16 protein-coding genes and 2 pseudogenes are annotated in these 21606 nt (G+C 56.7%); 3 read left to right on the forward strand and 15 right to left on the reverse strand.

What is annotated here, in order from left to right; translation table 11 throughout:
- Positions 1–125 precede the first annotated feature (125 nt).
- The gene (locus EOB36_RS10895; protein WP_126097360.1) at positions 126–359 is read right to left on the reverse strand and encodes a helix-turn-helix transcriptional regulator; all 234 of its coding nucleotides are present in this window, start codon (positions 357–359) and stop codon (positions 126–128) included.
- Between the two features lie 116 nt (positions 360–475).
- On the opposite strand from EOB36_RS10895, the gene EOB36_RS10900 reads away from it, so the two are divergent.
- A complete protein-coding gene (locus EOB36_RS10900) occupies positions 476–757 on the forward strand; it encodes a DUF2285 domain-containing protein (RefSeq protein WP_126105024.1) in 282 nt (93 codons plus the stop codon).
- A gap of 547 nt (positions 758–1304) precedes the next feature.
- Here the strand turns inward: EOB36_RS10900 and EOB36_RS10905 are convergent.
- Both EOB36_RS10905 and EOB36_RS35015 read right to left on the reverse strand, forming a co-directional pair.
- Entirely contained in the window at positions 1305–2042 is a 738-nt protein-coding gene (locus tag EOB36_RS10905) for a LuxR family transcriptional regulator (protein ID WP_128284850.1), read from the reverse strand.
- A gap of 961 nt (positions 2043–3003) precedes the next feature.
- Positions 3004–3477, reverse strand: a pseudogene (locus tag EOB36_RS35015) (DDE-type integrase/transposase/recombinase); the annotation flags it as partial.
- Between the two features lie 723 nt (positions 3478–4200).
- On the opposite strand from EOB36_RS35015, the gene EOB36_RS10915 reads away from it, so the two are divergent.
- A complete protein-coding gene (locus tag EOB36_RS10915; RefSeq protein ID WP_128284851.1) occupies positions 4201–6645 on the forward strand; it encodes an FAD-dependent oxidoreductase in 2445 nt (814 codons plus the stop codon).
- 754 nt (positions 6646–7399) lie between these two features.
- Here the strand turns inward: EOB36_RS10915 and EOB36_RS10920 are convergent.
- The 6 genes from EOB36_RS10920 to EOB36_RS10950 form a co-directional block, all read right to left on the reverse strand.
- Complete coding sequence (locus EOB36_RS10920) at positions 7400–8137, reverse strand: class I SAM-dependent methyltransferase (protein ID WP_091598019.1); 738 nt, start codon at positions 8135–8137, stop codon at positions 7400–7402.
- Between the two features lie 100 nt (positions 8138–8237).
- The gene (locus EOB36_RS10925; RefSeq protein WP_091597921.1) at positions 8238–8657 is read right to left on the reverse strand and encodes an SET domain-containing protein-lysine N-methyltransferase; all 420 of its coding nucleotides are present in this window, start codon (positions 8655–8657) and stop codon (positions 8238–8240) included.
- A gap of 1284 nt (positions 8658–9941) precedes the next feature.
- Entirely contained in the window at positions 9942–11942 is a 2001-nt protein-coding gene (locus tag EOB36_RS10930) for a hypothetical protein (RefSeq protein WP_128284836.1), read from the reverse strand.
- Positions 11943–12410: a hypothetical protein gene (locus tag EOB36_RS10935; protein ID WP_091597927.1), complete on the reverse strand. Its 468-nt coding sequence runs from the start codon at positions 12408–12410 to the stop codon at positions 11943–11945.
- A complete protein-coding gene (locus EOB36_RS10940) occupies positions 12407–13318 on the reverse strand; it encodes a hypothetical protein (protein WP_091597930.1) in 912 nt (303 codons plus the stop codon). Before EOB36_RS10940 ends, EOB36_RS10935 begins: the two co-directional genes overlap by 4 nt.
- 1328 nt (positions 13319–14646) lie before the next feature.
- The gene (locus EOB36_RS10950) at positions 14647–14913 is read right to left on the reverse strand and encodes a helix-turn-helix transcriptional regulator (RefSeq protein WP_245467731.1); all 267 of its coding nucleotides are present in this window, start codon (positions 14911–14913) and stop codon (positions 14647–14649) included.
- Between the two features lie 118 nt (positions 14914–15031).
- Here EOB36_RS10950 and EOB36_RS35955 point away from each other — a divergent pair, with 118 nt between their 5' ends.
- Positions 15032–15556 (forward strand): hypothetical protein, encoded by a 525-nt coding sequence (locus EOB36_RS35955; RefSeq protein WP_348631793.1) that lies wholly within the window; start codon positions 15032–15034, stop codon positions 15554–15556.
- Positions 15557–15929: 373 nt separating this feature from the next.
- On the opposite strand, the gene EOB36_RS34340 is transcribed toward EOB36_RS35955, so the two are convergent.
- From EOB36_RS34340 to EOB36_RS10985, 6 genes and pseudogenes are all read right to left on the reverse strand, one after another.
- A complete protein-coding gene (locus EOB36_RS34340; RefSeq protein ID WP_164897495.1) occupies positions 15930–16079 on the reverse strand; it encodes a DUF6499 domain-containing protein in 150 nt (49 codons plus the stop codon).
- Between the two features lie 22 nt (positions 16080–16101).
- Positions 16102–16673, reverse strand: a pseudogene (locus tag EOB36_RS10965) (acyl-homoserine-lactone synthase).
- Positions 16603–17289, reverse strand: coding sequence for a LuxR family transcriptional regulator (locus tag EOB36_RS35020; RefSeq protein WP_245467739.1), 687 nt, complete (start codon positions 17287–17289; stop codon positions 16603–16605). Before EOB36_RS35020 ends, EOB36_RS10965 begins: the two are co-directional and overlap by 71 nt.
- Before the next feature lie 487 nt (positions 17290–17776).
- The gene (locus tag EOB36_RS10975) at positions 17777–19183 is read right to left on the reverse strand and encodes an aminotransferase (RefSeq protein WP_128284838.1); all 1407 of its coding nucleotides are present in this window, start codon (positions 19181–19183) and stop codon (positions 17777–17779) included.
- Between the two features lie 156 nt (positions 19184–19339).
- Entirely contained in the window at positions 19340–19837 is a 498-nt protein-coding gene (locus tag EOB36_RS10980; protein ID WP_128284839.1) for an Lrp/AsnC family transcriptional regulator, read from the reverse strand.
- Between the two features lie 223 nt (positions 19838–20060).
- Positions 20061–21605, reverse strand: coding sequence for a fumarate hydratase (locus EOB36_RS10985; protein WP_128284840.1), 1545 nt, complete (start codon positions 21603–21605; stop codon positions 20061–20063).
- Between the last annotated feature and the right edge of the window lies 1 nt (position 21606).

A 21606-nucleotide genomic window follows, 5' to 3' on the forward strand; every position in this document is an offset into this window, starting at 1 on the left:
AGCGAATTGCGAGAGTCTAACGACGCGCTAGGAGGCGCAGCGGAATGGTCGAGACGCCAGAGCCAAGAAAAGCGGGGATCGACCCACCGGCACACGGCACGCGCGGTGATGGGCGCGGGCGCCCACTACGTGCGCAGGCTCAACAGAATCTCACACGGATCAGCATCGAGGGCCGCAGTTACGTCGAGAAACTCAATGATATCGAGACGCCGCTCGCCACCCTCATATTTCGCCACGAAAGATTGCGGACGACCAAGCTTCTCAGCCACCTGCGCCTGCGTCAGCCCTTTGACATTGCGTAGTGAGATCAACTGGGCCAGAAACCGCTGGTGGCGGGGAGATCGAAGAGATTTGGGCATTTAGGTGAACCGGTCAGGTAGAGACCGGCTCAGCGACTAATCCCCGTTTCGGATTATCCCATTTTGGGATATTCTGCCTTGGATCCAGCGATCAACATGCGAGGTTCGCGGCAGACATGAATCGATCAACGGGAACAGATAGGACTCAAAGCTCAACACTGCTCGACGAAGTCCCTTGGTCTGACCGTCTTACCGCCTACGACAGGGCGCACTTTACCATCTATATGAGGCTCCTGGACGCCTCAGCCGATGAGGCGCCCGAAGAGGAAATGGCCCAACTGATCCTCGGCATTGATCCGGCACTTGAACCGGAGCGCGCCAGGAAGGCGCTTCGTAGTCATCTCGACCGTGCGAACTGGATGGTGACGAGCGGCTACAAGGAATTGTTCGCCAGCTGACAAGTTCGCAGTGCTCGGTCATAGAAGCAGGCAGTTCCTGTGGCAGCCATTGGTCAGGCTGATCGGGGCCTGCACCACAGACGCGCCGGCAAAATGGACCCGGTGGCGAGCACAATTCAGTTCCCAGGAAATCGGGTTTTGGCAATTCGTCCGAGCGTCTGACGTGATAGAAGGTTCCGCTCTGTCTGGATGGGTATTAGCCCGGAGCAGCACTCCATATCGTGCCGGCGCTCGACCCCGAAGGGTCCACCTCTTCGCTTTCAAGCCGGATAACCGATAGCCATCGCCCTAAGTCAACGGTTAGAGATTACCGGCAGGTAGGTATGCAAGCGGGCCATCCTCGGAAACTATATAACCGCACGACTAGCTCGTCAGCGACGAAACACCCGCTCGAGCACCGACAGACTAAGATTACCGGCGCGGACTGGAAGAATACGGCTGCATCGCCCTGACCGAGCCGGCGGAACAGAAGATCTCGGCATCCAGTCAACGCTCGATACAAGGCGCGCGATCGAATGGCCCGAGCACAAGGGGATCAAAAAGCTTCTCAGAGAATTGAGGACCCTTCGGACCCCAAAAGGGCTATAGCCTGATTTTGGGTTCGCACGCCTAGCTTCTTCTTGGCATTGTCCAAATGAAAAGCGATCGTGCGTGGCTTGATGCCCAAGATGCGGCCGGTCACCCAGGCTGAATTACCCCGCGCTGCCCACCGCAGGCACTCATATTCGCGGGATGTCAGCGAAATCCCATCCACTGTTCGATCGCTCGGCAGTTTGCGGCGAACGCAACGATGAAAGCAGGCCGCCATCAGCTGAAGAGCTTGTTCGTACCGCTCAGCGACCCGAAGAAATACTGGACGAGGCTCATCGGCGGCAAAAGTAACCGCAGCGATGCGGCCGCGGAGATCGACAATTGGGATCGTCAAACCGCAGCAGATGCTGAATTGAGCCGCCTCATCGAATAGCTGCTGTTGAGCCGGCGACATTTTATCCCCTCCCAAATTCGATCCCCAGTGAAACGGGCAGCCGCCATTTCGAGCACGCAAGACCACAGGATCGAGTTTCTCATACTGATTTTCCAGATACTGTCTGGTCCAGCGCGGTGGATAGTTCGAAATTAGCCTCGGTTTGCCGGAAGGCCTTGCTGGCAAGGAGAGGTAGGCAAAGGAGATTAGGTCAAATCGTCCGGCCGCCTCAGCCATGGCATCCCGGAAATCTGCCTCATCGATACTCTGTGACAGTCTTTCAAGGAATGTCTCGAAAACAAGTGGCAGGTCCCTCGTCATCGTCGCGCTCGATTCTTCCTCTTTCTGCACGCCTTCCGGCTGCGTCGTGTATGTCCCGACAAACGCGATTGACTTCGCGTGCGTCGCTGCGCTGACCAGGCTCCAGAATGCTGCCACACTTTCGATCTTCGCCGGTCATCCCAATCATGCTGGGCTCGCCCGTTGGGCGTCTGGCAGACGCCTCTTGATCTTTCAACAGCTCAATCAGAGAATCTCCATGCATTAAATCATGACCGCCCCTGCACCGTCCAAATCAGGAGAAATCATCCTGCGCTGACCAAAAGCCATCATTGACCCAGCTTTTGCAGGAATTTGGGTCGGCACGAGCATAACAAGTCGGATAGCCGCTCATCCCCCACCCGGGGCGCCGTGATCCGGAACGAAGTGTTGCGATGCTTTCTTTTCTTTGATAGGCAAATCGTCTCAACAATATTAAAATGCCTTTTCCTTGTGAACGGGATGGGCGTGTGAGTATCGTCCTTTTATATACCTGACGTGATAAAATTCACCGCAATGATTATTCTGCTCTTTGTGATGTGAAGGAAGATATCTTCGGCGTTGCCGCACTTTGGAACCGGCGACCGTGGCCCGCTGCAATGATGTAAAGGGCGCGTCTAAGCTCAATCTGCATCGGAACGTGCAGATGACCTTTACCAGACCCTCGATTCCGGACGGGCCATAATGATTCTGATTACGTGGGTCAAAAAGGGCGCCCTGCCGGCGGGGAGGTACACCCGCAGGGCGCGCCGCACAGAGGTCCTGGTCGTTGGGCAACAGGACAGCGGCGGCAGAACTGATTCGGTTACAGCTTGCGATCGAAATCCGGAACATGGTGGGCGGGTTGGGTGGAATTTGTTGGTTGAGCCAAGGAGGTCGCTCGCTTATATCAGCTTCACTGGACCGATTTGCACGATTCATCGTCCATTCGCGCAGGGAATCGGCGTTTTACCCCCCCAATGCGTAGACCCAGACGTTTGCAGGCTGCCCGCAAAGCCTTTGACCGGTAGCAGGAGCCACTGTCGGTTATCACGGGCTCGACCCGGATGCCCAGCTTGGCATAATAGGCGACGGCGGCCTCCAGGAGGCAGCGGCGCTCGCCTTGCGCTCATCCGGCATGACCTGCACGAAGGTGACGCGAGAGGCGCCGTCAATGCAGACGTGGACGAACTCCCAGCCAATGCCGAGATGCCGGTTGACCGTGCCTGTCCGCCGTCTAGTGATGCGATGCCCCACCTAGACTAGCCGATGCGGCCAAGTTTGTTGAGGTCGGGATGAATGAGTTTGCCCGATGCTCCCGTTCATAGCGGCGAACGGGTTCGGGTTCCAAGGCGCTCAGCTCCTTGAGGCCCAACCGGTGTAGAACGCGGCTGACAATTGCCGGCGAGACACCCGCCTCGGCAGCGATCTGCTTCCCCGTCCAGCGCTGGGGACGCAGCCGCTCGATCGTCTGCACACGGATCTGTGACGATGTCGGACATGAGACACAAATCCCGTCAGAGCGACTCATTGTTCTGAAATGATTTTCTCATTTGGCACGACACGTGCTGTCCCAATCTACCAAAGCACTGCCGCGCCGCACGGACCAATCCCATGATCACGTTCGCCGAACATGCGTTCGCCCCCGCGACACCGAGCGTTCCCGAGCCGACGCAAGAAGGTGCGTTTGCTTTCCAATCGGCATCGAGTAACGCCGGCACGTCGAACGTCCCGAGCTTGGCTACGGCTAGACGATACCGGAAAGTTCGTGACCACAAACGCAACTTCCAGAGCAATCCGTTCTACTCATTCGCCGAAGACAGCCGCACTTGGATCGGAAAGAATTTAGTTGCGATGGCGCTCGCCCGACCAAGCGCGCGCCATCGGATCAGGACAGGTGCTTTCCGCCGTTACATGCCCGACCAAGACTATTCTGGTCCTGGCGCCATACGGCCGCGGTCCGTCGCCCGCCAGCCCGCCATGCGGCTCTGGCCGGGCACTCTTCGCGAGGGCGACAAGGGATAGCGACCTGCGGTGGCCTCGTGGTCTCGCCAGGCTCACCATTCATCCCGAACAACTGGACGGCGCGCCCCCCTGGCTCTGGCGAGGGTGCCGAAAAGAAACTGAACAGGAGCTTACAATGATAGTCGCACCAGAATTTTGCCGGGTTGAGGTATCGGAAATGAAGCCACTGCCTTCCAAAGCACGAGCCGTCATAATCGGAGGGGGCGTGTCGGGGTGCTCCGTCGCATATCACTTAGTGAAGCTAGGATGGACGGACGTGATCCTGCTCGAGCGTAAGCAACTTACGTGCGGCACGACCTGGCACGCCGCCGGATTACTCAGCGAGCTTCGCGGGTCTAGCGACATGACGAAATTGACCAAGTACTCAATGCAACTCTACTCGAGCCTGGAGGAAGAGACAGGGATTGCAACCGGACTTCGCCGCGTCGGCTCATTGTCTATCGCAGTTACCCAAGAGCGCAAGCACGAGCTCTACAGGCAACTCTCTCTCGCACCCGCCTACGGCGTGGAGGCGCGAAAGATCTCTGTGCGAGAACTCGAGGGAATGTACCCTCATATCGATGTGTCTGATGTCACTGCTGCGCTTCATTTCCCTAATGATGGACAATGTGATCCAGGCAACGTCGCGATGGCGCTGGCCAAAGGCGCACGCCAGCGTGGCGCCGCAATCTTTGAGGGAGTGAAGGTAGCCGGTGTTCAGGCGAGGAACGGACGGGTGTCGGGCGTGACATGGGAGAAGGATGGTGAGCGAGGGGTAATTGAAACAGATAACGTAGTAAACTGTGCGGGGATGTGGGCACGGGAATTCGGCGCCAGAAGTGACGTCGCGGTTCCATTGCATGCGTGCGAACATTTCTACATGATTACAGAGCCAATAGATGGGCTAAATCGACTGCCGGTCCTACGAGTTCTCGACGAATATACGTACTACAAGGAGGATGCAGGGAAAATTCTCTTTGGGGCAGTCGAACCGAAGGCGAAGCCGTGGGGGATGAACGGCATCCCGGAAAGCTTCTGCTTCGATCAGTTGTCCGAGGACTTTGCGCATTTCGAACCCATTGTTGAGAAGGCTCTCAAGCGAGTTCCGATGCTGGCAACAGCCGGTATTCGTACTTTCTTCAACGGCCCGGAAAGCTTCACTCCGGACGACCAATACCACCTCGGTGAAGCTCCTGGTGTTAGGGGCTATTGGGTCGCATGTGGTTACAACAGTACAGGAATAGCTGCCTCAGGGGGTGCGGGCTTAGCGCTGGCGCAGTGGATGAATGACGATGAGCCGCCCTTCGACTTGTCGGGCGTGGACATCCGTCGGATGGAGTCCTTACAGAAAAACCGTTTGTATTTGAGAGAGCGGGTTTCGGAGGTAGTGGGACTCTCGTTTGGCGACCACTTCCCCGCTCGTCAGATGACAACAGCACGCGGCATTCGACGCTCGCCAATTCATGAACATCTCAAGGCACGTGGGGCGGTGTTCGGTGAGATGGTGGGCTGGGAGCGAGCCAACTGGTTTGCCAGGAAGGGCCAGGAGCGTGAATACCGATACTCCTGGTATCGCCAAAACTGGTTCGATAATCAGCGCGAAGAGCACCTGGCGATACGCGAACGCGTTGGTATCTTCGACTTAACCTCATTCGGAAAAATCCGAGTGGAGGGCCGAGACGCTACCACGTTCCTCCAGCGACTTTGCTCCAATGATGTCGACGTGCCGGTTGGCCGGATCGTCTATACGCAAATGCTGAACGAGCGAGGCGGGATCGAGAGCGATCTGACCGTGAGTCGTCTCACGGAGACTGCTTTCCTGCTGGTCGTGTCAGCCCTCACATTACAAACCAATCTCTGTTGGCTTAGGCGGCATCTAGGCGACGAGTTCGTTGTTATCGTCGATGTGTCGGCGTCGGAAAGCATCCTGGCAGTGATGGGACCGAAATCGCGCGAACTGCTCGGCAAAGTGAGTCCGAATGACTTCTCCAACGAGAACAACCCTTACAGCACCTGGCAGGAGATTGAGATCGGGATGGGTCTGGCGCGGGCCCATAGAGTGGCCTCTGTCGGCGAGCTGGGCTGGGAGATCTACATTTCGACTGACCAAGCCGCACATGTGTTCGAAGTAATCGAGGCGGCGGGTGCCGATGTCGGACTCAAGCTGTGTGGGCTCCATGCCCTCGGCTCGTGCCGCATGGAGAAGGCATGTCGGCACCTCCCCGACGATGTTGGCAGCGGGGAACACGTGCTCGAAGCGGGGCTGGGCTTCGCTGTCAAGACGGCAAAGCCTGGATATATTGGCCGCGATGCGGTGCTGAGAAAACTTGAGACGGGACTCGACCGTCGGTTGGTTCAGTTCCGCCTTAAAGACCCTGCCCCTCTACTTCATAAGAACGAAGTCGTTTTCCGAGACGGTCGGATCGCCGGAACAATCACTTCCGGAGACTACGGGCACACGCTCGGTGGAGCTATCGGCCTTGGGTATGTACCGTGCAAGGACGAAAGCGAGGCAGCTCTGCTCTCCTCTTCATACGAGATTGAGATCGCCGGCGAATGCTTTGCCGCGGAAGTCTCCCTCAAACCGATGTATGACCCGAAGGGCGAGCGGATGCGGGCTTGATTTACCAATTGGAGCCGTTCGGCATGCACGAACGTATCCTAAGTATCGAAGCTCGCAGGCCGCGCCTAATAAACGGCCTTCTGGACCTCGAAGGCGCGGTTCACGAGCCAATTGGTGCGGATGCCACGTGTTCGACTGGATTCAGCTCGAGCGCGAACGCAGGGGATGGGCGTAATCTCCGGGCGAATCGAAATGCTGGCCTCCCCGTTCAATGCGATCAAGAAGCACTGTTATAATGTCACTCTTCTACTCGCCGAACGGACGCCAAGTTGCCAAGAGGTATCGTTTACCGAGAGCGCGGTCGTCTCGGGGCGACATGAGGCCGCCAGATAAGGGCTTTGCGAGGGATGAGCTTTGAGCAGCAATCGCGGGCCCTGTGACAGAAAGGAGGCAACTGAGACAGCAGAATGAATTAGCCCGCGTGCCCGTGGCAGTTTTGTCGACCAGCCAGTGGTCACGTGGTGCCCAGCATGGGTAGGCGTCATGTCGGTCTTGGCCAGGTCTCTTCGATGATGCCCAGGCCGGACGGATCGATCAAACCGTTATAGGTGTAGCCGCTGGGCATGGCGGGGACTTAGACCAGGGCGGTCTTTACCGCGCGGCCAGCGCCATTTTTGAACGTGAGTCGGCGCAAGTACCGGCCCAAGGTTGAGGTATGGCCCCAGGCAGCGTCCGGCCAAGGGCGGCCCAAAGATTGACATCGGCTGACCGCCGAGGCTCTCACTAAGACGAACCTTCAGAGGCAGGTCACCAACTACAAGCTGGTTCGCCGGTAAACTGAGATGTGACCTTTGGATTCATTGGTGAACGCGCCCCTCGCCCAATCTCCCCAACGCTCCGCCAGCTCCAGCCCAACGCATTCGGCCATTGTATCGAGCTCCTGGTGATAAACGTACCGAACGCGTTGTGGTAAACGTCTGACGGATGTACCAGAAAACCAGAGGATGGTTGAAGTCAAGTTCTGGTTTACTGGGTCATGGAGTACCGCATTGACAAAGGTATTCTCATGATCAACGTACATCGTAGTAGTTTTCTGGCCGCCGACAAAACCGTCCAAGGGTGGAACACGAACTTCTATTACCACAACCCCCTTCTCTGTTAGCGCCTCCGCAGCCGATCGAAGGCAGGCTATTTGCTCTTCGCGCGTGGAGAGCAGGGTGAATGTGCCATAAACACAATAGACCAGATCGTAGCGTTGTTCTGAGCTGAAATCGGAAATGTCCCCCTTCCAGGCTTTGATCACATCAGTACGTTTGGCGAGAAGTTTTAACATGCTTTCTGAATTGTCGATGCCTTCGACCCTGACTCCCCGCTCGCTCAACGGCACCGCTACGCGCCCATTGCCAATACCGAGCTCAAGAGCCCCTCCTCCTCTGGAAAGTTGCTCGAGGAGGGCAGCAGTTTCGTCTGCCTCCGCAACTTTCCCTAATAAGCTGGTAAATTTTTCATATGTGGAAGCCCTACTCTCGTCATAGGCAAAAATGTCTGACATGCTATTCTCCACATTGAACCTTCGTTGTTTTCTACAAGTAAATTAAGGATGTTTTTCCGAGTTTTGCCAAATATGACCTCTTCGTTCTGGCTGTCGCACATCATTCAACGAACTTAATAGTCTTCGGATAATCAGAGATGTTCGTGTATGTTTGTGTTATTTCCTCGTCCGCCTTTATGTCTCTAATTGCTACAAGGCTGGCCCATGCGCCGGATTCTTCATCAGCCCAAACCGTTTCTGAATTAGGGTTCACAGAATGATTTACCAACGACGCGAGTCCAAAAACAACATAGCGCGCCAAAGGACCAATTTTTTGATTTTTGTCGCCCCGAACGAAGTAATATTGAAGTACCCCTGTGAGATCTATGACATTTGCTTGTCGATCGTCAAATTCCCACGTTGGAGCTCGCTCAATTAAATCTCCAATCTTAAAATTAATATTGGCGAATAAACCACGCCCTTTTCCGGGAACTGTCTTCACATAGAGAGCGTTACTGCGATCAAAAACCCTATCGACCATCGTGTGTACCTTCTTAATCCTGAGTTTGGAGCTGATGGGCAGCGTTGAGCTTCCGGACGCGATTCACCAGCAATTACTTCAACGAAAGTCGGCGGCGTGTTGACCGAGCGCTCAGCTACGAGGCCCACTGTTCTCGCCCCAAACCTCCTCCTCACGGAGGTGCCATTGAGGCCTCGACCAAATCCAAGTATACTTTCGCCACTTCGCGTCCTCTGATAACCGGCATCCCCACTAAGGAGCGCATCGGTGGGATCGGCAAAGCGCTTCTAGGGGACGAGGTTCAATGGCTCATTCCACAACTTGTTCTCCGTGAGAGAACATAGCTAGTTCTCAACCTCGTCATACCTACCAATATGCGTGGGTTCGTTAGTTGACTTACGTTTCGCTCCAACCAACCCGGTTCACGCATTCCAAGGCCGGGACCACGTACTCGAATGGGAACCGATCGGCGAGCGCATCAAAGACGCCTTGGGAAACGAGAACGATCTTGGGTACGAACGGCAGGCATTCTATCATCCGGCCCGAACGGCGATAGGATCGGCCCGATCGAACCAGGCGAGTTCCTTGGGACTTACAGCTTCCGATCTCACGATGCAGCATCTACAACGAGGTTCATCACCAGCCAACAGCGAACTACATCTCGATCTATTCACACCCCTGTTGAGTCGTCGGCGTAATGTCGGGGATCTGAGGTTCGACTCCAAAGCCTCCTTTCGCGATGATATCTTTCACGCCTGGGTCGAGCGCAACGATCCGGTGCCGACCTCGGGGATGGCCCGTATCATTCTTTCGGCGAAGTCAGAATGTGGATACGTCTTCGGTCAGTCCGCTCGCCACCGGTCAGCGCGTTATTTCGGTGACTAACCTCGACGAGGTGGGCCGCCGGGCTCACATCACCTCAAGTCAGCGACCCGCACGCGCCGCAAGGCCCCAAACGTCGCCTGCACCGAAATGCTTGCCGCCAATGACCTAGGCGGTGATGCCGAGCCCTTGGATGAACGACACGGGTTAGGCGAGCCCTTGCATCTCGGGGGCGGTAGGCTTTTGCTCACAAGCCGAGCCGAACCCTACTGCGGCACAGATACGCGGTATCGTCGAGAATATGGCAGCCGCTCCCGGGCTCCCCCATGAACGGCTGAACGACTGCCGTTTCGGAGTGATGTAGCCCGCAGCCCCTCGTCGATGAAGCGCCGCGCCAGCAATCCTCGTGATGCGGATACTGCGCAGAATGATACTTGGCGCACTGTGGGCCGTTAGCAAAAGGCACGAGGAGGCGATGAAGCTCTATCGCAGAATATACTCTGAACCGAAATCGATGACGTGCATGTGAAGGCCTTGTGCCCTCGCCCGAACCGCGTGATCCTTGTCAGTCGCGGCAACGATAACCTGCCCCCCCTTCCTGCAAACGTCTGCGACGATATCGAAGAACTTGAGGTAATCTTGTCGGTCGATGTTCTGCTGGGCAGGCTCGTCGAAAACAGTCAGATTCGGATGGTTGCTTTTCTGGGAGTTATCACGGCTGGCGTGAAGGGCGAGCACGAAGGCCGTTATGATGCGGATCCAGTCACTAGCCGAGGTCCCGAAATCGGCCCGAACCCGCCGGTCACGATCGTTTACGATGACTCTCGGCATGAAAGAGCCCTCATCGATCACCATGGAGCCGATCTCGAAAGAATTGAAACCTAGGCGCCCGAGATAATCTCTGAACGTTCTTTGGAATTGCCGTAGAAGGCTTTGGTCGTCAGCGCTCAGGTCACTCCTCAGTTTCGAAAGCTTTCCAGCAACGTCAAGATACTCGTTCCAAATGTTCAGAAGAGCGGCAAGCTCGCTGCTAGTCTGGTCGAGCAGATCGCGATAGCTCCCTATCGCGTTCTCTATTCGCGCGATGTCGCGGGCACGCGCCATTAGTTCCGATGGAATTGCACCAGCCAGGCTTTTTTGGATTTCCGACTGCTGGGTCAGAGCAATACTGATTTCGTTTCCAAGCTGCTCTGATTCGACTTGGTGACGCTCACGCCTGGCGATCTCGACGCTAATGATGTCCTGCAAGAGGTTTCGCTGGTCGGTAATGTATTCGACATTTTCATCGATTGACATGGTCGGAAAGCTGCGCATCTGCGACAGTAGCGTGCCATCGATCGACTGCTCGCAAACCGGGCACGCACTTGTGATCGCCCATTCGTCCCGATTGAACAACCGGCGGATTTTCAGCTCCTCCTTGTTCTTTTGCAGGTCCCGTGCGAGCACCTCCAGACGCTGCTGATAACGACGAACGTTGCCGCGAATGGCCGCTATCGCGTTGTCGAGCTCGCTCTTCCTGGTGACCAACGCTGTGATCCTTTTTGAGATCTCGTCTATCCGACTTTGCAGGCTAGGATCTGGAGGCGTAAGATCGGCTAGTGCGATTTTGCTGGCGAGATCTGCCTCAGCGGCTGACAGCAAATCTGCCAGGGATTGCTGTTTTTCTCCCTCCGTCACTCTGAATATCTGCGGGCTGAATGAACCTACGCCGATGTCCGAGGGAATACCCTTAATTGAAAACTGTCTGCCGTTTACGTGACGTCTAAGAATGGCGATTCCGGTGTCGTAGCGCGCCTTCAGCCGTTGCTCGTCCAGCCTAAGGGCATTCCGTTGCAGATTGTTCCTGATGTAGTCGAGTCCCAGAAGTTCGGCGATGGTGGATTTCTTGGGATCACGGACCCGATAATAAGGCATGTTCGCCATGATATCCGCCCATCCGCGCTTTTGTTCGATGAAAATCGCGGAGAATATGTATTCCAGGTAAAGCCGCATCACGCCGTCGTCTTGAGAGATAACTTGAACCTCCGGGAAGCCGATGAACTCGGAGAGCAAACGGTGGAAACCTCTAGTGTCCGTGTAAGATCCTGACCCCAAATAATATTCCTCCAATCCGGCCTCGCTCCATTGGCTGAGCGGCCCGCGCCGAACCAGCATCCCGCGTGACAATTCCGGTTTGACGGATCGACGGACGGTCAAGAGTTCATTAGAAGCGTTGGCAATCTCGAGGAGAATTGCCGCTTCGACAATCCTTTGATCCCCTTGTGCGCCCCTCAATGTGTCCTTTACCAGAGCGGCAACATTGCCTTTCACGAGATCGTCTAATCCTAGCCCGACCGCGAGAGCGTTGACGAGCGTGCTTTTGCCTTGTGTGTTGCTGTCCGTCAGGATGAGGTTTGCGCCGGGACGAAGTTCGACCTCGCATGAGGCGAGCTTACCGTTGAAAAGCTTCGCCTCGAGGCGTACTCGACTATATCTGAGATGCATTTAGATGCCCTCCCTCATGACGGTCTGAACTTCGTTCTCAGAGATCCTGCCTACTTCCCTGGCCAGTGCAAATACGTCCAGCGCCAGTTGTTGGCTCCTGAGGCTTTTCACAAAGTCCGTTCCCTTATCGGTCAGTTCCACCCTAAAGCCACGCTGAACGTCCTTCTGATCGAGGAGACCCGCTCCCATGGCATAGTTCACACATCGGTTCAGGTAGGGGTCGGCCGACGGCGCAAGGATCCTTGGCGAAAATCTGACCGATCTGAACTCCATGTACGGACCTCGGAAATCCTCGTTTATGAATAGCGAATTGATAAAATGAAGCTGCTTGAACGATGCGGAGCCGGCGCGGCAGCATTCCGACACGGAGATGCAGACCATGGCTAGCCGCCGATAGAGCCTTAGGTCGGCGGGCACATCGACGGGTCGCTGGGTGAACTCGATTTCGATCTTTTCGGCAGGGTTCACTGCAGCGACCTTTTCCTCTTAAACCTCAAAGGGCAGCGAACCAGCCAGTCTGCAATCGTAAACTTCCTGATCCTGCTCAGCGTCTTGGTGCCGAGACGGCTGCCTACGACAGCGTTGAGACGGGCCTCGAGCGTCGTTTTAACGTGGGAGAATGAGTTCCAGGAGCCGACCGCGATGCTGCCCTGCTCGGCATCATTTTCGATGTCTGAACGAATTTCCTCAATTTGGCTGAAGAAGTCAGGTTCTCGGCGTTGGATTTCGCTGAGCTGAATCGAATTTTCCAGAAAGTTTTTCAATTCGAAATAGGCAAGTTGCTCAGCCTCCTCATCATTGTCCGTAATGACACGGAACTTTTCATAGACGAGTTTAAAATTTTCATTTTGTCGCAAAACGACGAGCGCGGGGACGGGCTGATCCTCAACCGTGACTTCTATCCTGTCGTCGCGCCGTTTTTGATACTCCAGCCATTCCGTCTCAAGAAACGATGGTGTCTGAATGGATACTTGAAAGTCCGGATCTATGATGGAAAGGCCCCACGATTTGACCTCTGTCTCTTTTTGCTTTGCGTATCGATGCAGGTCGTTGTGGGGAATTTCCTTGTTAAGGAGCAGGGCCCAGTTCCGAAGCTTCTTACTACCAATGATCGCGGCTATTTCGCTTTCGTTCAGTTGCAGCTTCTTGAGGTCAGTTCCGATCTTTTTGCGAACGCCGGATACTGGATCCTTGTTTTCAGGCTCCTGCCCGTACGCCTGGTATGCCGTACCGGCTCGTAGATTGAGCCCGTCCAATCCTAGATCGCCACCCTTGTCGCCGATGGGCTGATAATCCGTCCCGTATTTCGTGCCGAGGAGAACGTTGCAAATGCCTTCCCAAGCATCCCCATTATAATCCAGATACCAAAGACTCAATTTACCGCCCCGAATTCAGCACTGTTCCCGCGACGGTAGAAGGCACGTCGTCCTCTAAACAGCAAAGACATAACACAACGTCAGGCTGCAAACGTCGGACTTGCGTCGCGGAGTACCAGAAGATTCGTAAATCCGCCAAGACGGCCTCTGCAAATAACGGAATACGGTCTGCTCATTCCTGCGGACGGCTAAGACTAGCTCTCTTCACGTCCGCGTCGTATCGCGCCGGCGTAAGTCTTCGTGACGGATCAGGACGTATGTGTCAGGTGCGGCTCAACGCTTACAGACAATCCGCCCGCGATGCAGCACCACGACCGTCGATGTGAACAGCGCCTCTCCGAAGCGGGAGGTGCCGCTGTTCATGTCAATTAATGTGAGCGCATCATGTCGGCAGCCTTGTCTCTGCGCTCAAACGTGGTCGGCCGGTCCGGCGAAACCCTCATCCCGGCCGGAGTTCGCGCGGATCGGAAGCGAGGCCCTTGAGGTACTGCCGTCCGTGAGTTCGAGTGTGCTCGATCGACCGCATCACCTCGAAGTGCCTGAACGTTGTCGAGAGGTGCAGGCAATTCAGGTTCTATCATAAGCTCGCTCAAAATTTCAGTCTTGCATGCTGCTACCGCATTTGCGGCGTAGACGTTCAAGCCCTTTTACAAAATTGGGACGCCTATCTGCGGGGTGTTCGTGAGGATTGATGGCCGCGCAGCCTACGTCAAATTCAGTTTGCATATGCTAACGATCTAGACGCAAGATGGGCGTTCAGACAGAGCCTGCGGTTGGCCGCCAAGCGACATTCTTCGCATGGGCTTGCCCCCCACGGGAACGGTGCCGCGCTCGAGTTCGGCAATGATGCGGTTTGTGATCTCCTGAGATGCTGGCGGCTGAGGCCCGCCCTTGCCCGCGCCAGCCTCTCGGCTGCCGGAACGCTTGTTATTTGCACGCATTGTCTAGTCCTCCGCACGCCAATCACGCCCTCCCCCCGGAATCAGGCCAGAGGCGGGGTGGGCGGCGAAAGCGACCGGGAAGGCCCGCCGTAGAAGGCGGACCGCATCCGAGGGCCGGGACGAAGAGGGACCCGGAGCGCCCACGCGGTCGCGCTGTTACAAGAGGCGGCGGATGCGATCGCGCATGTGATCGCGAGGATCATTCCACTCGGACTGGGCCATTCGCCGAAGGGCGCGCGGCGACTGCGGATGCTCCAGCACGAAGTAAGGTCCGTCGGGCGCCCCGTTGTTTCAGTAAGGCTGCCCCACGTCAGGGACGAGCGGGATGGCCGAGACCGCCTGAGCCTGCCGAAGAAAAGGGCTCGGTTCATGACCACTCGGCGCGTCTTAAGGCGCGCAGGCGCCTACTATGACGAGGCTGGACAGAATATCGCACGGGTCAGCGTCAAACACCGCAGTTACATGGAGAAACTCAATGACATCGAGACGGCGCTCTCCGCCCTCGTACTTGGCCACGAAGGATTGCGTACGGCCAAGCTTTTCGGCCACCTGCTCCTGGGTCAGGCCTTTTGCCTTGCGCAGCGATATTAGCTGGGCCAGAAACCGCTGGTGGCGGGGGACCGAAGAGATCTGGGCATTAGGGGAACCGGTCAAGGAAAGACCGGCTCAGCGACTAATCTCGTTTCGAATTATCCCATTTTGGCATATATTGCTTGGGTTAGCGGTTAACTGGCGAGGTTCGCAGCAGCCATGAATCGATCAACGGGAACAGATGAGACCCGAAGCTCAACTCTGTGCGACGAAGTCCCCCTGGTCAGATAGCATCACGAGCTACGACAGGCAACATCGCACCATTTACCTGTGCATCCGCGACGCCTGCGCCGACAATCTCAGCGTCGAAGAAATGGCCAATCTCGTTCTCGGCATCGACCCGATCCTTGAACCAGTCCGCGCCCGCAAGGCAGTCCGCAGCCATATCGACCGCGCTAATTGGATGGTGACATACCGGTTGCAGGCAACTGTTCGAAGGCTGAACTGCAAAGCGAGTCGCGACGCCATTTTAGACGAGGAAGTCCCGGTCCCGCCATTCATCAGCGCGCGGCCACGAACGCCAGCGCTGCGGATTTCCATCGCGCTAATGATCGCCAGGATCCTTCCATTGGCCCGGACGCGCCCTTCGCCGATCAGCGCTTCAGCAATGTCGCGGTGGGATGCTCGAGCGTCGAGCGAAGAAATAAGACTCTTTCAGGCGGAACCAAGCGGCCGGACATTTCTCCATCGAGACAAAGGGTATTGAGGCATTCGAGCGCCCACAAGCGAATGCGCGGGCCAGCTCAGCACGCAGGCAAGCGGGCCGCAGGATATCCGCTCCGGAAACTGCGAGCTGGAGGGTATGCTCCGCCTTGCGAAGATGGACGTGCTGATGCTCATAGGATCCCAGTAGAACTGTTGCTCGGCATGACCATGCCGTCAGGTCGAACGGCGACGCGGTTGGCGATACAGAGGGCTGTTTCGCGACGACCGGCTATACATTTGCGCACCGGCGCGGACACCAGAACACGACCGCAGTTCGTGCGTAAGACTGGGCGAAACAAAACACCGCAGCGCGAAAGATCGCCGGCCGAAGCGATCACGTCAATAAGGGCTCCGCGAGACAGTGTATTGGCCTGCTAGAGGGCAGCGGCCAGATCACGCCGGAATGCCGGATTGCGACGCAAGAACTCCCAGGCCCAGCCATTCGACGTCAATTGAGCAGTGCAGCCATAGGAGCAGCGATCCTGCCACTCCTGATCGGCATCTGGCGCGACAGATATGGGCATGACTGTGCTCCCCGCCGCGTGATCATGCTACCCGGCGAAGCACCGGCGCCCACAGCACCGGACCGCCAATGCCACCGTTTGCCGCACCGCCTGGAGCATCTTATCCGACACTTCTAAACCGGCTAGCGCGCGGGTGACGCCAATGGTGTGCGGCTCTCCAATCCGCTCAAGCGGCCAGCCGGCGCGACGAAGGATGCGCTCCATGCGCAAGTCGGTGACCGTTACAATATGACTGAGCTGGCGCGAGAGACCTAACTCGATCATGCCGGCGAAGAGTTCGTAGGTGGCGATTGCAATGCCACCCGCTCCCTTCGGTGCCGACGAACCAATATCGAGCGCGAAGCGGCTGCTTTCCCATGCGTTCGGATGCTCAGGCGCCGTCTTTCCTTCCAACAGTATGGGAAAGGTGTCGCGAAGCATCGTCGCGCCCGTCGTGGGCAAAAGGCGCACGCAACCGTCCAGCCGACCCTCGAAACCCCGCAGCAACAGGTAGTGCGGTCTGAACGCGTCAAATGAATCAATCTCATAGCCGCCATTTCCTTTCACCTGCCAGTCGAGCCTCACTTTGAACACCCGGTAACGCAGGCGATGCATGGAATGCAGGTCGTCGGCAAAGTCCTCGTAGCTGTCTGGTGCAATCAGTTGGATCATCAAGGCCTCCTCGTTGGGGAAACTTTCCCCGGCAGTGGAGGCGAAGCTCGACGCTTGCGCAGCCTGTCCAGTTGCACAGGGTGAGAATGTCAGTGAGGCGAGGATTTCGAATTGGTGAGACGCGCAACCAATTGGCTTCTGCGTTATCGAGATGAAACGCGGCCGTGCGGCGCGTGATCCCAAGAATGCAGCCGATCTCCCAGGCCGTCTTGCCACATGCTGCCCATTGCGCGCACTCGTATTCGCGTGCCGTCAAACGCACACCGTCAACGATCCGGTCAGCCGACAGTTTTCGTCGAACGAACATGTGAAAACGGGTCGCAACGTAAGGGAGATCGTCTTCATAGCGTTCCGCGGCGCGGATAAATGCAGCATCGCGCTTGTCCCCGGCAAAGGTCATTGCAGCAAAATTGCCTCGGAGATCGATGATGGGGATCGTCAAACCACAGCAGATGCCGAATTGCGCCGCTTCGTCAAAGACCCTCTGCTCAGCTACCGATGGCTCAACATCCAGTGCAGGGTCCCATCGAAACGAGCATCCGCCGAAGCGGGCACGCACGACGAAGGGATCGATGCTCTGGTACAAGATAGCGCGCAGTCCAGGGCGCCGGATAGTTGGAGATCAGCGTGGGCTTGCCACCTGGCCGCGGCGGCAGCGAGAGATAGGCGAAAGCGAGCAGGTCGAGTTGTGAGCTCACATAGGCCAAGGCGTTGTGGAAATCGACCTCATCGACGCCTTCCGAAAGCTGTTCCAAAAATCTTTCGAAGACAGATTGCATGTCTGCCCTTGTCAGAACGTTCCTTGGGTCTTCGGCAACTTGCTTGCAGGCGGCAGCAAGTCCAGGTGCTCGGCATCACAAGCGTCTCTTTGGATGATATTGTTCTCTTCAAAATAAATTCACTGGCGCGATGGTGGACCTGCTACGTCTCAGAAATACTCCCTGCCGGCGGGGAGGTACACCGGCAGGGCTCGCCGCGCAACGCCAGCGGTCAAATGGGAGGACCGGACGACAGCAGCAAAACAAGTCGTTTGGCGCTCACGAAGATTATACGGCGCCTTCCGCCTTCAAGGCGCGGTACGTCGTGTCAACTGACTTCGCCGTCGCATCGACGATGATGTCGATTTCGGCCCGGGTGATGATCAGTGGCGGTGCAAAGCCGAGGATATCGCCATGCGGCATGGCGCGGCCGATAACACCGTTTTCAAGCAGAGCAGCGGCGGCACGCGCGCCGACCTGCAGCTCGGGCTCGAACGGTACGCGCGCCTTGGGATCCCGCATCAGCTCTACTGCTGACAGGATTCCAACGCCGCGAACTTCGCCGACAATGGGATGTCCCTCCAATTCGGCTTTCATGCGGGAAAGCCAATACGGCCCGACATCCTGGACATGCTCCAGGATCTTTCTTTCCTTAAGTACTTGAATGTTGGCAAGTGCGGCCGCCGCGCAAAGCGTATGCCCTGAATATGTCCAGCCATGGCCGAGAGGTCCATTCTTCTCGGTTCCTTCTTCCAGGACAGACCAGACGCGGTCGCCAATGATTGACCCGGAAATTGGGAGGTAGGCGGAACTAACGCCCTTGGCGATGGTGACGAAATCCGGGCGCATCCCATAGAGGTGCGAGCCGAATTTCTCGCCGGTTCGCGCGAAGCCACAAACGACTTCATCGGCGATCAGCAGGATATCATGCCTATCCAGCACCTCTTGAATAGCCGCCCAGTACCCCCTTGGGGGCGGAACGATGCCGCCAGTCCCAAGTGCCGGTTCTCCGATAAAGGCCGCAACAGTTTCCGGACCCTCGGCAAGAACAAGGGCCTCGAGTTCGTCGGCGCAGCGTTTGGAAAAGGCTTCTTCGGTTTCGCCCTCATGCGCCTGCCGATAGTAATGTGGGGTCGTTGTGTGGCGTACCAGATTCAAAGGCAGGTCGAAAAACTTATGAAAAAACGGAAGACCTGTCAGGCTTCCAGTGACCAGGCCGGAACCGTGATAACCGCGATGTCGCGAAATGATCTTCTTCTTTTCGGGACGCCCGAGAACGTTGTTATAATACCAGACGAGCTTGATATTGGTCTCGTTGGCGTCGGAACCGGAGAGGCCAAAATAAACTCTTTGCATGTTCTGCCCGAAATATTCCACCACGGCCTCCGCTAAGCGGGCAACGGGCTCCGTGCCTTGGCTGGCATAGACATGAGCGAACGGTAAGTCGTGCGCTTGCTTGGCAATGGCGTCAGCAATCTCCGTGCATCCATATCCCATGTTGACGCAGTAGAGCCCACCGAAACCGTCGAGGCTCTTTCGGCCTTCAGTATCCCAGATGTAGACGCCTTCCGCTCCGGCCATGATCCGGTTTGGCGTCTCGCCGCGGCTGTGTTTTGCCAAGTGCGTGGACGGATGAAAGACGAAGCTCCGATCCTTTTCTTGGACTTGCTTGGTTCCCAGATTGGTCAGGCTCATTGTCGCTCTCCCGTTTATTGCCCGGCGGAGAACACTCAGTCCCGCTCGTCGAGAGCTACTATACCGACGGACACACTTCACGTTCCACGGCAATGTACGTCCGCGGCCGATGAAATCACGGAAGTTGCGTCAATTTCCGTGGAAAACACGGACAACTCAGCGTTGTCTTGGCGCGGACAAGGGAATGGGCGAATTGGATTTTACGGATTTCGTCACTATGAGGCTGTAATATTGACCGATCCCGAGTCCAACCTGTAACAAACCCTCCATGAATTCCTGGTAGGCAGCCATAGAAGGAGCTGCAACGCGCATCAGGTAATCTACCCGGCCCCCGATCGCCCAGCAGTCCAAAATTTCGGAGATGCCTTGAATTGCCGTCTCAAAGTGTCTTTGGTCTTCGAGGCGGTGACGATCCAGCACGACCTCCACCATTACGAAAATCACGCCCCCGGTGAGGGATGGACTCAGCCGCGCGCAATAGCCTTCGATAATCCCTGCTGTTTCGAGTATGCGGAGCCGCTCCGAGCAAGCCGACGCGGAGAGGTGAACGCGCTTCGCCAATTCGCTCTTCGATATCCGACCGTCTGTCTGAAGCTCCGCGAGGATCCGAAGGTCCCAAGCGTCCAGGCGAACTGTGTTGAGTTTCGACTTCATGGGGTTGCCGGGCTGAGTATGGCTTTACGTTTAGTCTGACGAGGGTCTGCCGCAAATTGCATCTATGGTCCGGTCGTGCCAGCCCAGCGTTGCCTTCGTCGCAGGCGATGCTGGTGTAGGCATAAGCCCATGCGCACAGCTTGCCCGATACAAAAACAAAGCTTCTCGCTGCCCTTTGATAGTCTATGCGTAGCCGACACAGGACTTGGCCTAACGGGAATGATCAAACGCCGATGTTGCGGGCGATCGTATCGGCGGCCATGCGCTTACGCCACTCGATTGGCCCGGAATTATGAATAGAGTTTCCCTCAACATCGACAGCCATGATGACAGGCATGTCCTGAACCTCGAACTCATAGATGGCTTCCATGCCCAGGTCTTCAAAGGCAACGATCCGCGCCGCCTTGATCGATTTTGAAATCAGGTAGGCAGCACCGCCCACTGCGACGAGATAAGGAGCCTTGTGTCTGACGATCGACTCGATGGCCGCTGGGTCCCTCTCCGCTTTGCCGACCATCGCCAATAGCCCCGTCGCGGCGAGCATCTTCTCAGCAAAACTGTCCATCCGACTGGAGGTTGTTGGGCCAGCCGGCCCGACGACCTCATCCCTCACCGCGCGCACGGGTCCGACGAAGTAGATCACGCGTCCTCGCAGATCGACGGGAAGCGGTTCGCCGGCATCGATCAAATCGATCATTCGCTTGTGGGCGGCATCACGGCCCGTCAGCATCTTTCCGGACAGAAGGAGAGTTTCCCCGCAGCGCCATGATGCCGTCTCTTCCCGTGTGAGCGCGTCGAGGTTCACCCGCCGGACGTCTCCACTGTGCAAGTCTTCATTTCCGATCCGTGGCCATTCAGAAAGGTCGGGCGGTTGGAGTTGGACCGGCCCTGTGCCGTCCAATGTAAACGTCAGGTGCCGGTTGGCGGCGCATTGCGGAATGAGTGCGACTGGTTTGGATGCGGCGTGGGTAGGATAGGTTGCAACCTTGACGTCCACGACTGTTGTCAGGCCACCTAGGCCCTGAGCGCCAATGCCTAGCCCGTTAATTCGCTCATAAAGCTCAATCCGGAGTGCCTCCTCCGCACTAGATGCCCCCCTGGCGATCAGTTCCGACATGTCGATGGGTTCGTTCATGGCCTCCTTGGCTAGAAGCATAGCCTTTTCAGAGCTGCCACCGATGCCGACCGAGATCAGGCCAGGTGGGCACCATCCGCTGCCAAGGGTCGAAACGGTGTTGACAACCCAGTCGGCAACAGAAGCGCTGGGATTAAGGGTGGTAAAACGCGTCTTGTTTTCGGACCCGCCGCCTTTCGCTGCTATGGTGATTTCAATCTGGTTACCAGGCACGAGGTCCACGTGGACGACTGCCGGCGTGTTGTCACGCGTGTTCACCCGCCCGGCAAGTGGATCCGAGACGATGGATGGTCGGAGGGGATTGTCGGGGTCGAGATATGCTTGGCGGACGCCTCTATTCACGAGTTCGGCGAAACTCGCCGCTGATTTAATGCGGACGCCCATGCCGACCTTTGCAAAGACCACCACAAGACCGGTGTCCTGGCAGATTGGGCGCCGTCCGAAGCCCGCCATTCGCGAGTTCAGCAAAATCTGCCCGATAGCATTTTTCGCCGACGGGCTCTGTTCGCGCGCATATGCCTGCGATAGAGACCGAATGTAATCTGGAGGATGGTAGTATGAGATATACTGAAGAGCGTCAGCGACGCTCCTTGAGATGTCCGTGCCGGCGACGATCCGCGATCTATTTCCCACT

The organism is Mesorhizobium sp. M6A.T.Cr.TU.017.01.1.1 (assembly GCF_004023115.1).
Taxonomy (GTDB): domain Bacteria; phylum Pseudomonadota; class Alphaproteobacteria; order Rhizobiales; family Rhizobiaceae; genus Mesorhizobium; species Mesorhizobium mediterraneum.

What these genes read in the sequence shown, in the direction of transcription:
- EOB36_RS10895 (WP_126097360.1), bottom strand. Translation starts at nt 359, where the DNA reads ATGCCCAAATCTCTTCGATCTCCCCGCCACCAGCGGTTTCTGGCCCAG.
- EOB36_RS10900 (WP_126105024.1), top strand. Translation starts at nt 476, where the DNA reads ATGAATCGATCAACGGGAACAGATAGGACTCAAAGCTCAACACTGCTC.
- EOB36_RS10905 (WP_128284850.1), bottom strand. Translation starts at nt 2,042, where the DNA reads ATGACGAGGGACCTGCCACTTGTTTTCGAGACATTCCTTGAAAGACTG.
- EOB36_RS10915 (WP_128284851.1), top strand. Translation starts at nt 4,201, where the DNA reads ATGAAGCCACTGCCTTCCAAAGCACGAGCCGTCATAATCGGAGGGGGC.
- EOB36_RS10920 (WP_091598019.1), bottom strand. Translation starts at nt 8,137, where the DNA reads ATGTCAGACATTTTTGCCTATGACGAGAGTAGGGCTTCCACATATGAA.
- EOB36_RS10925 (WP_091597921.1), bottom strand. Translation starts at nt 8,657, where the DNA reads ATGGTCGATAGGGTTTTTGATCGCAGTAACGCTCTCTATGTGAAGACA.
- EOB36_RS10930 (WP_128284836.1), bottom strand. Translation starts at nt 11,942, where the DNA reads ATGCATCTCAGATATAGTCGAGTACGCCTCGAGGCGAAGCTTTTCAAC.
- EOB36_RS35955 (WP_348631793.1), top strand. Translation starts at nt 15,032, where the DNA reads ATGAGACCCGAAGCTCAACTCTGTGCGACGAAGTCCCCCTGGTCAGAT.
- EOB36_RS34340 (WP_164897495.1), bottom strand. Translation starts at nt 16,079, where the DNA reads ATGCCCATATCTGTCGCGCCAGATGCCGATCAGGAGTGGCAGGATCGC.
- EOB36_RS10975 (WP_128284838.1), bottom strand. Translation starts at nt 19,183, where the DNA reads ATGAGCCTGACCAATCTGGGAACCAAGCAAGTCCAAGAAAAGGATCGG.
- EOB36_RS10980 (WP_128284839.1), bottom strand. Translation starts at nt 19,837, where the DNA reads ATGAAGTCGAAACTCAACACAGTTCGCCTGGACGCTTGGGACCTTCGG.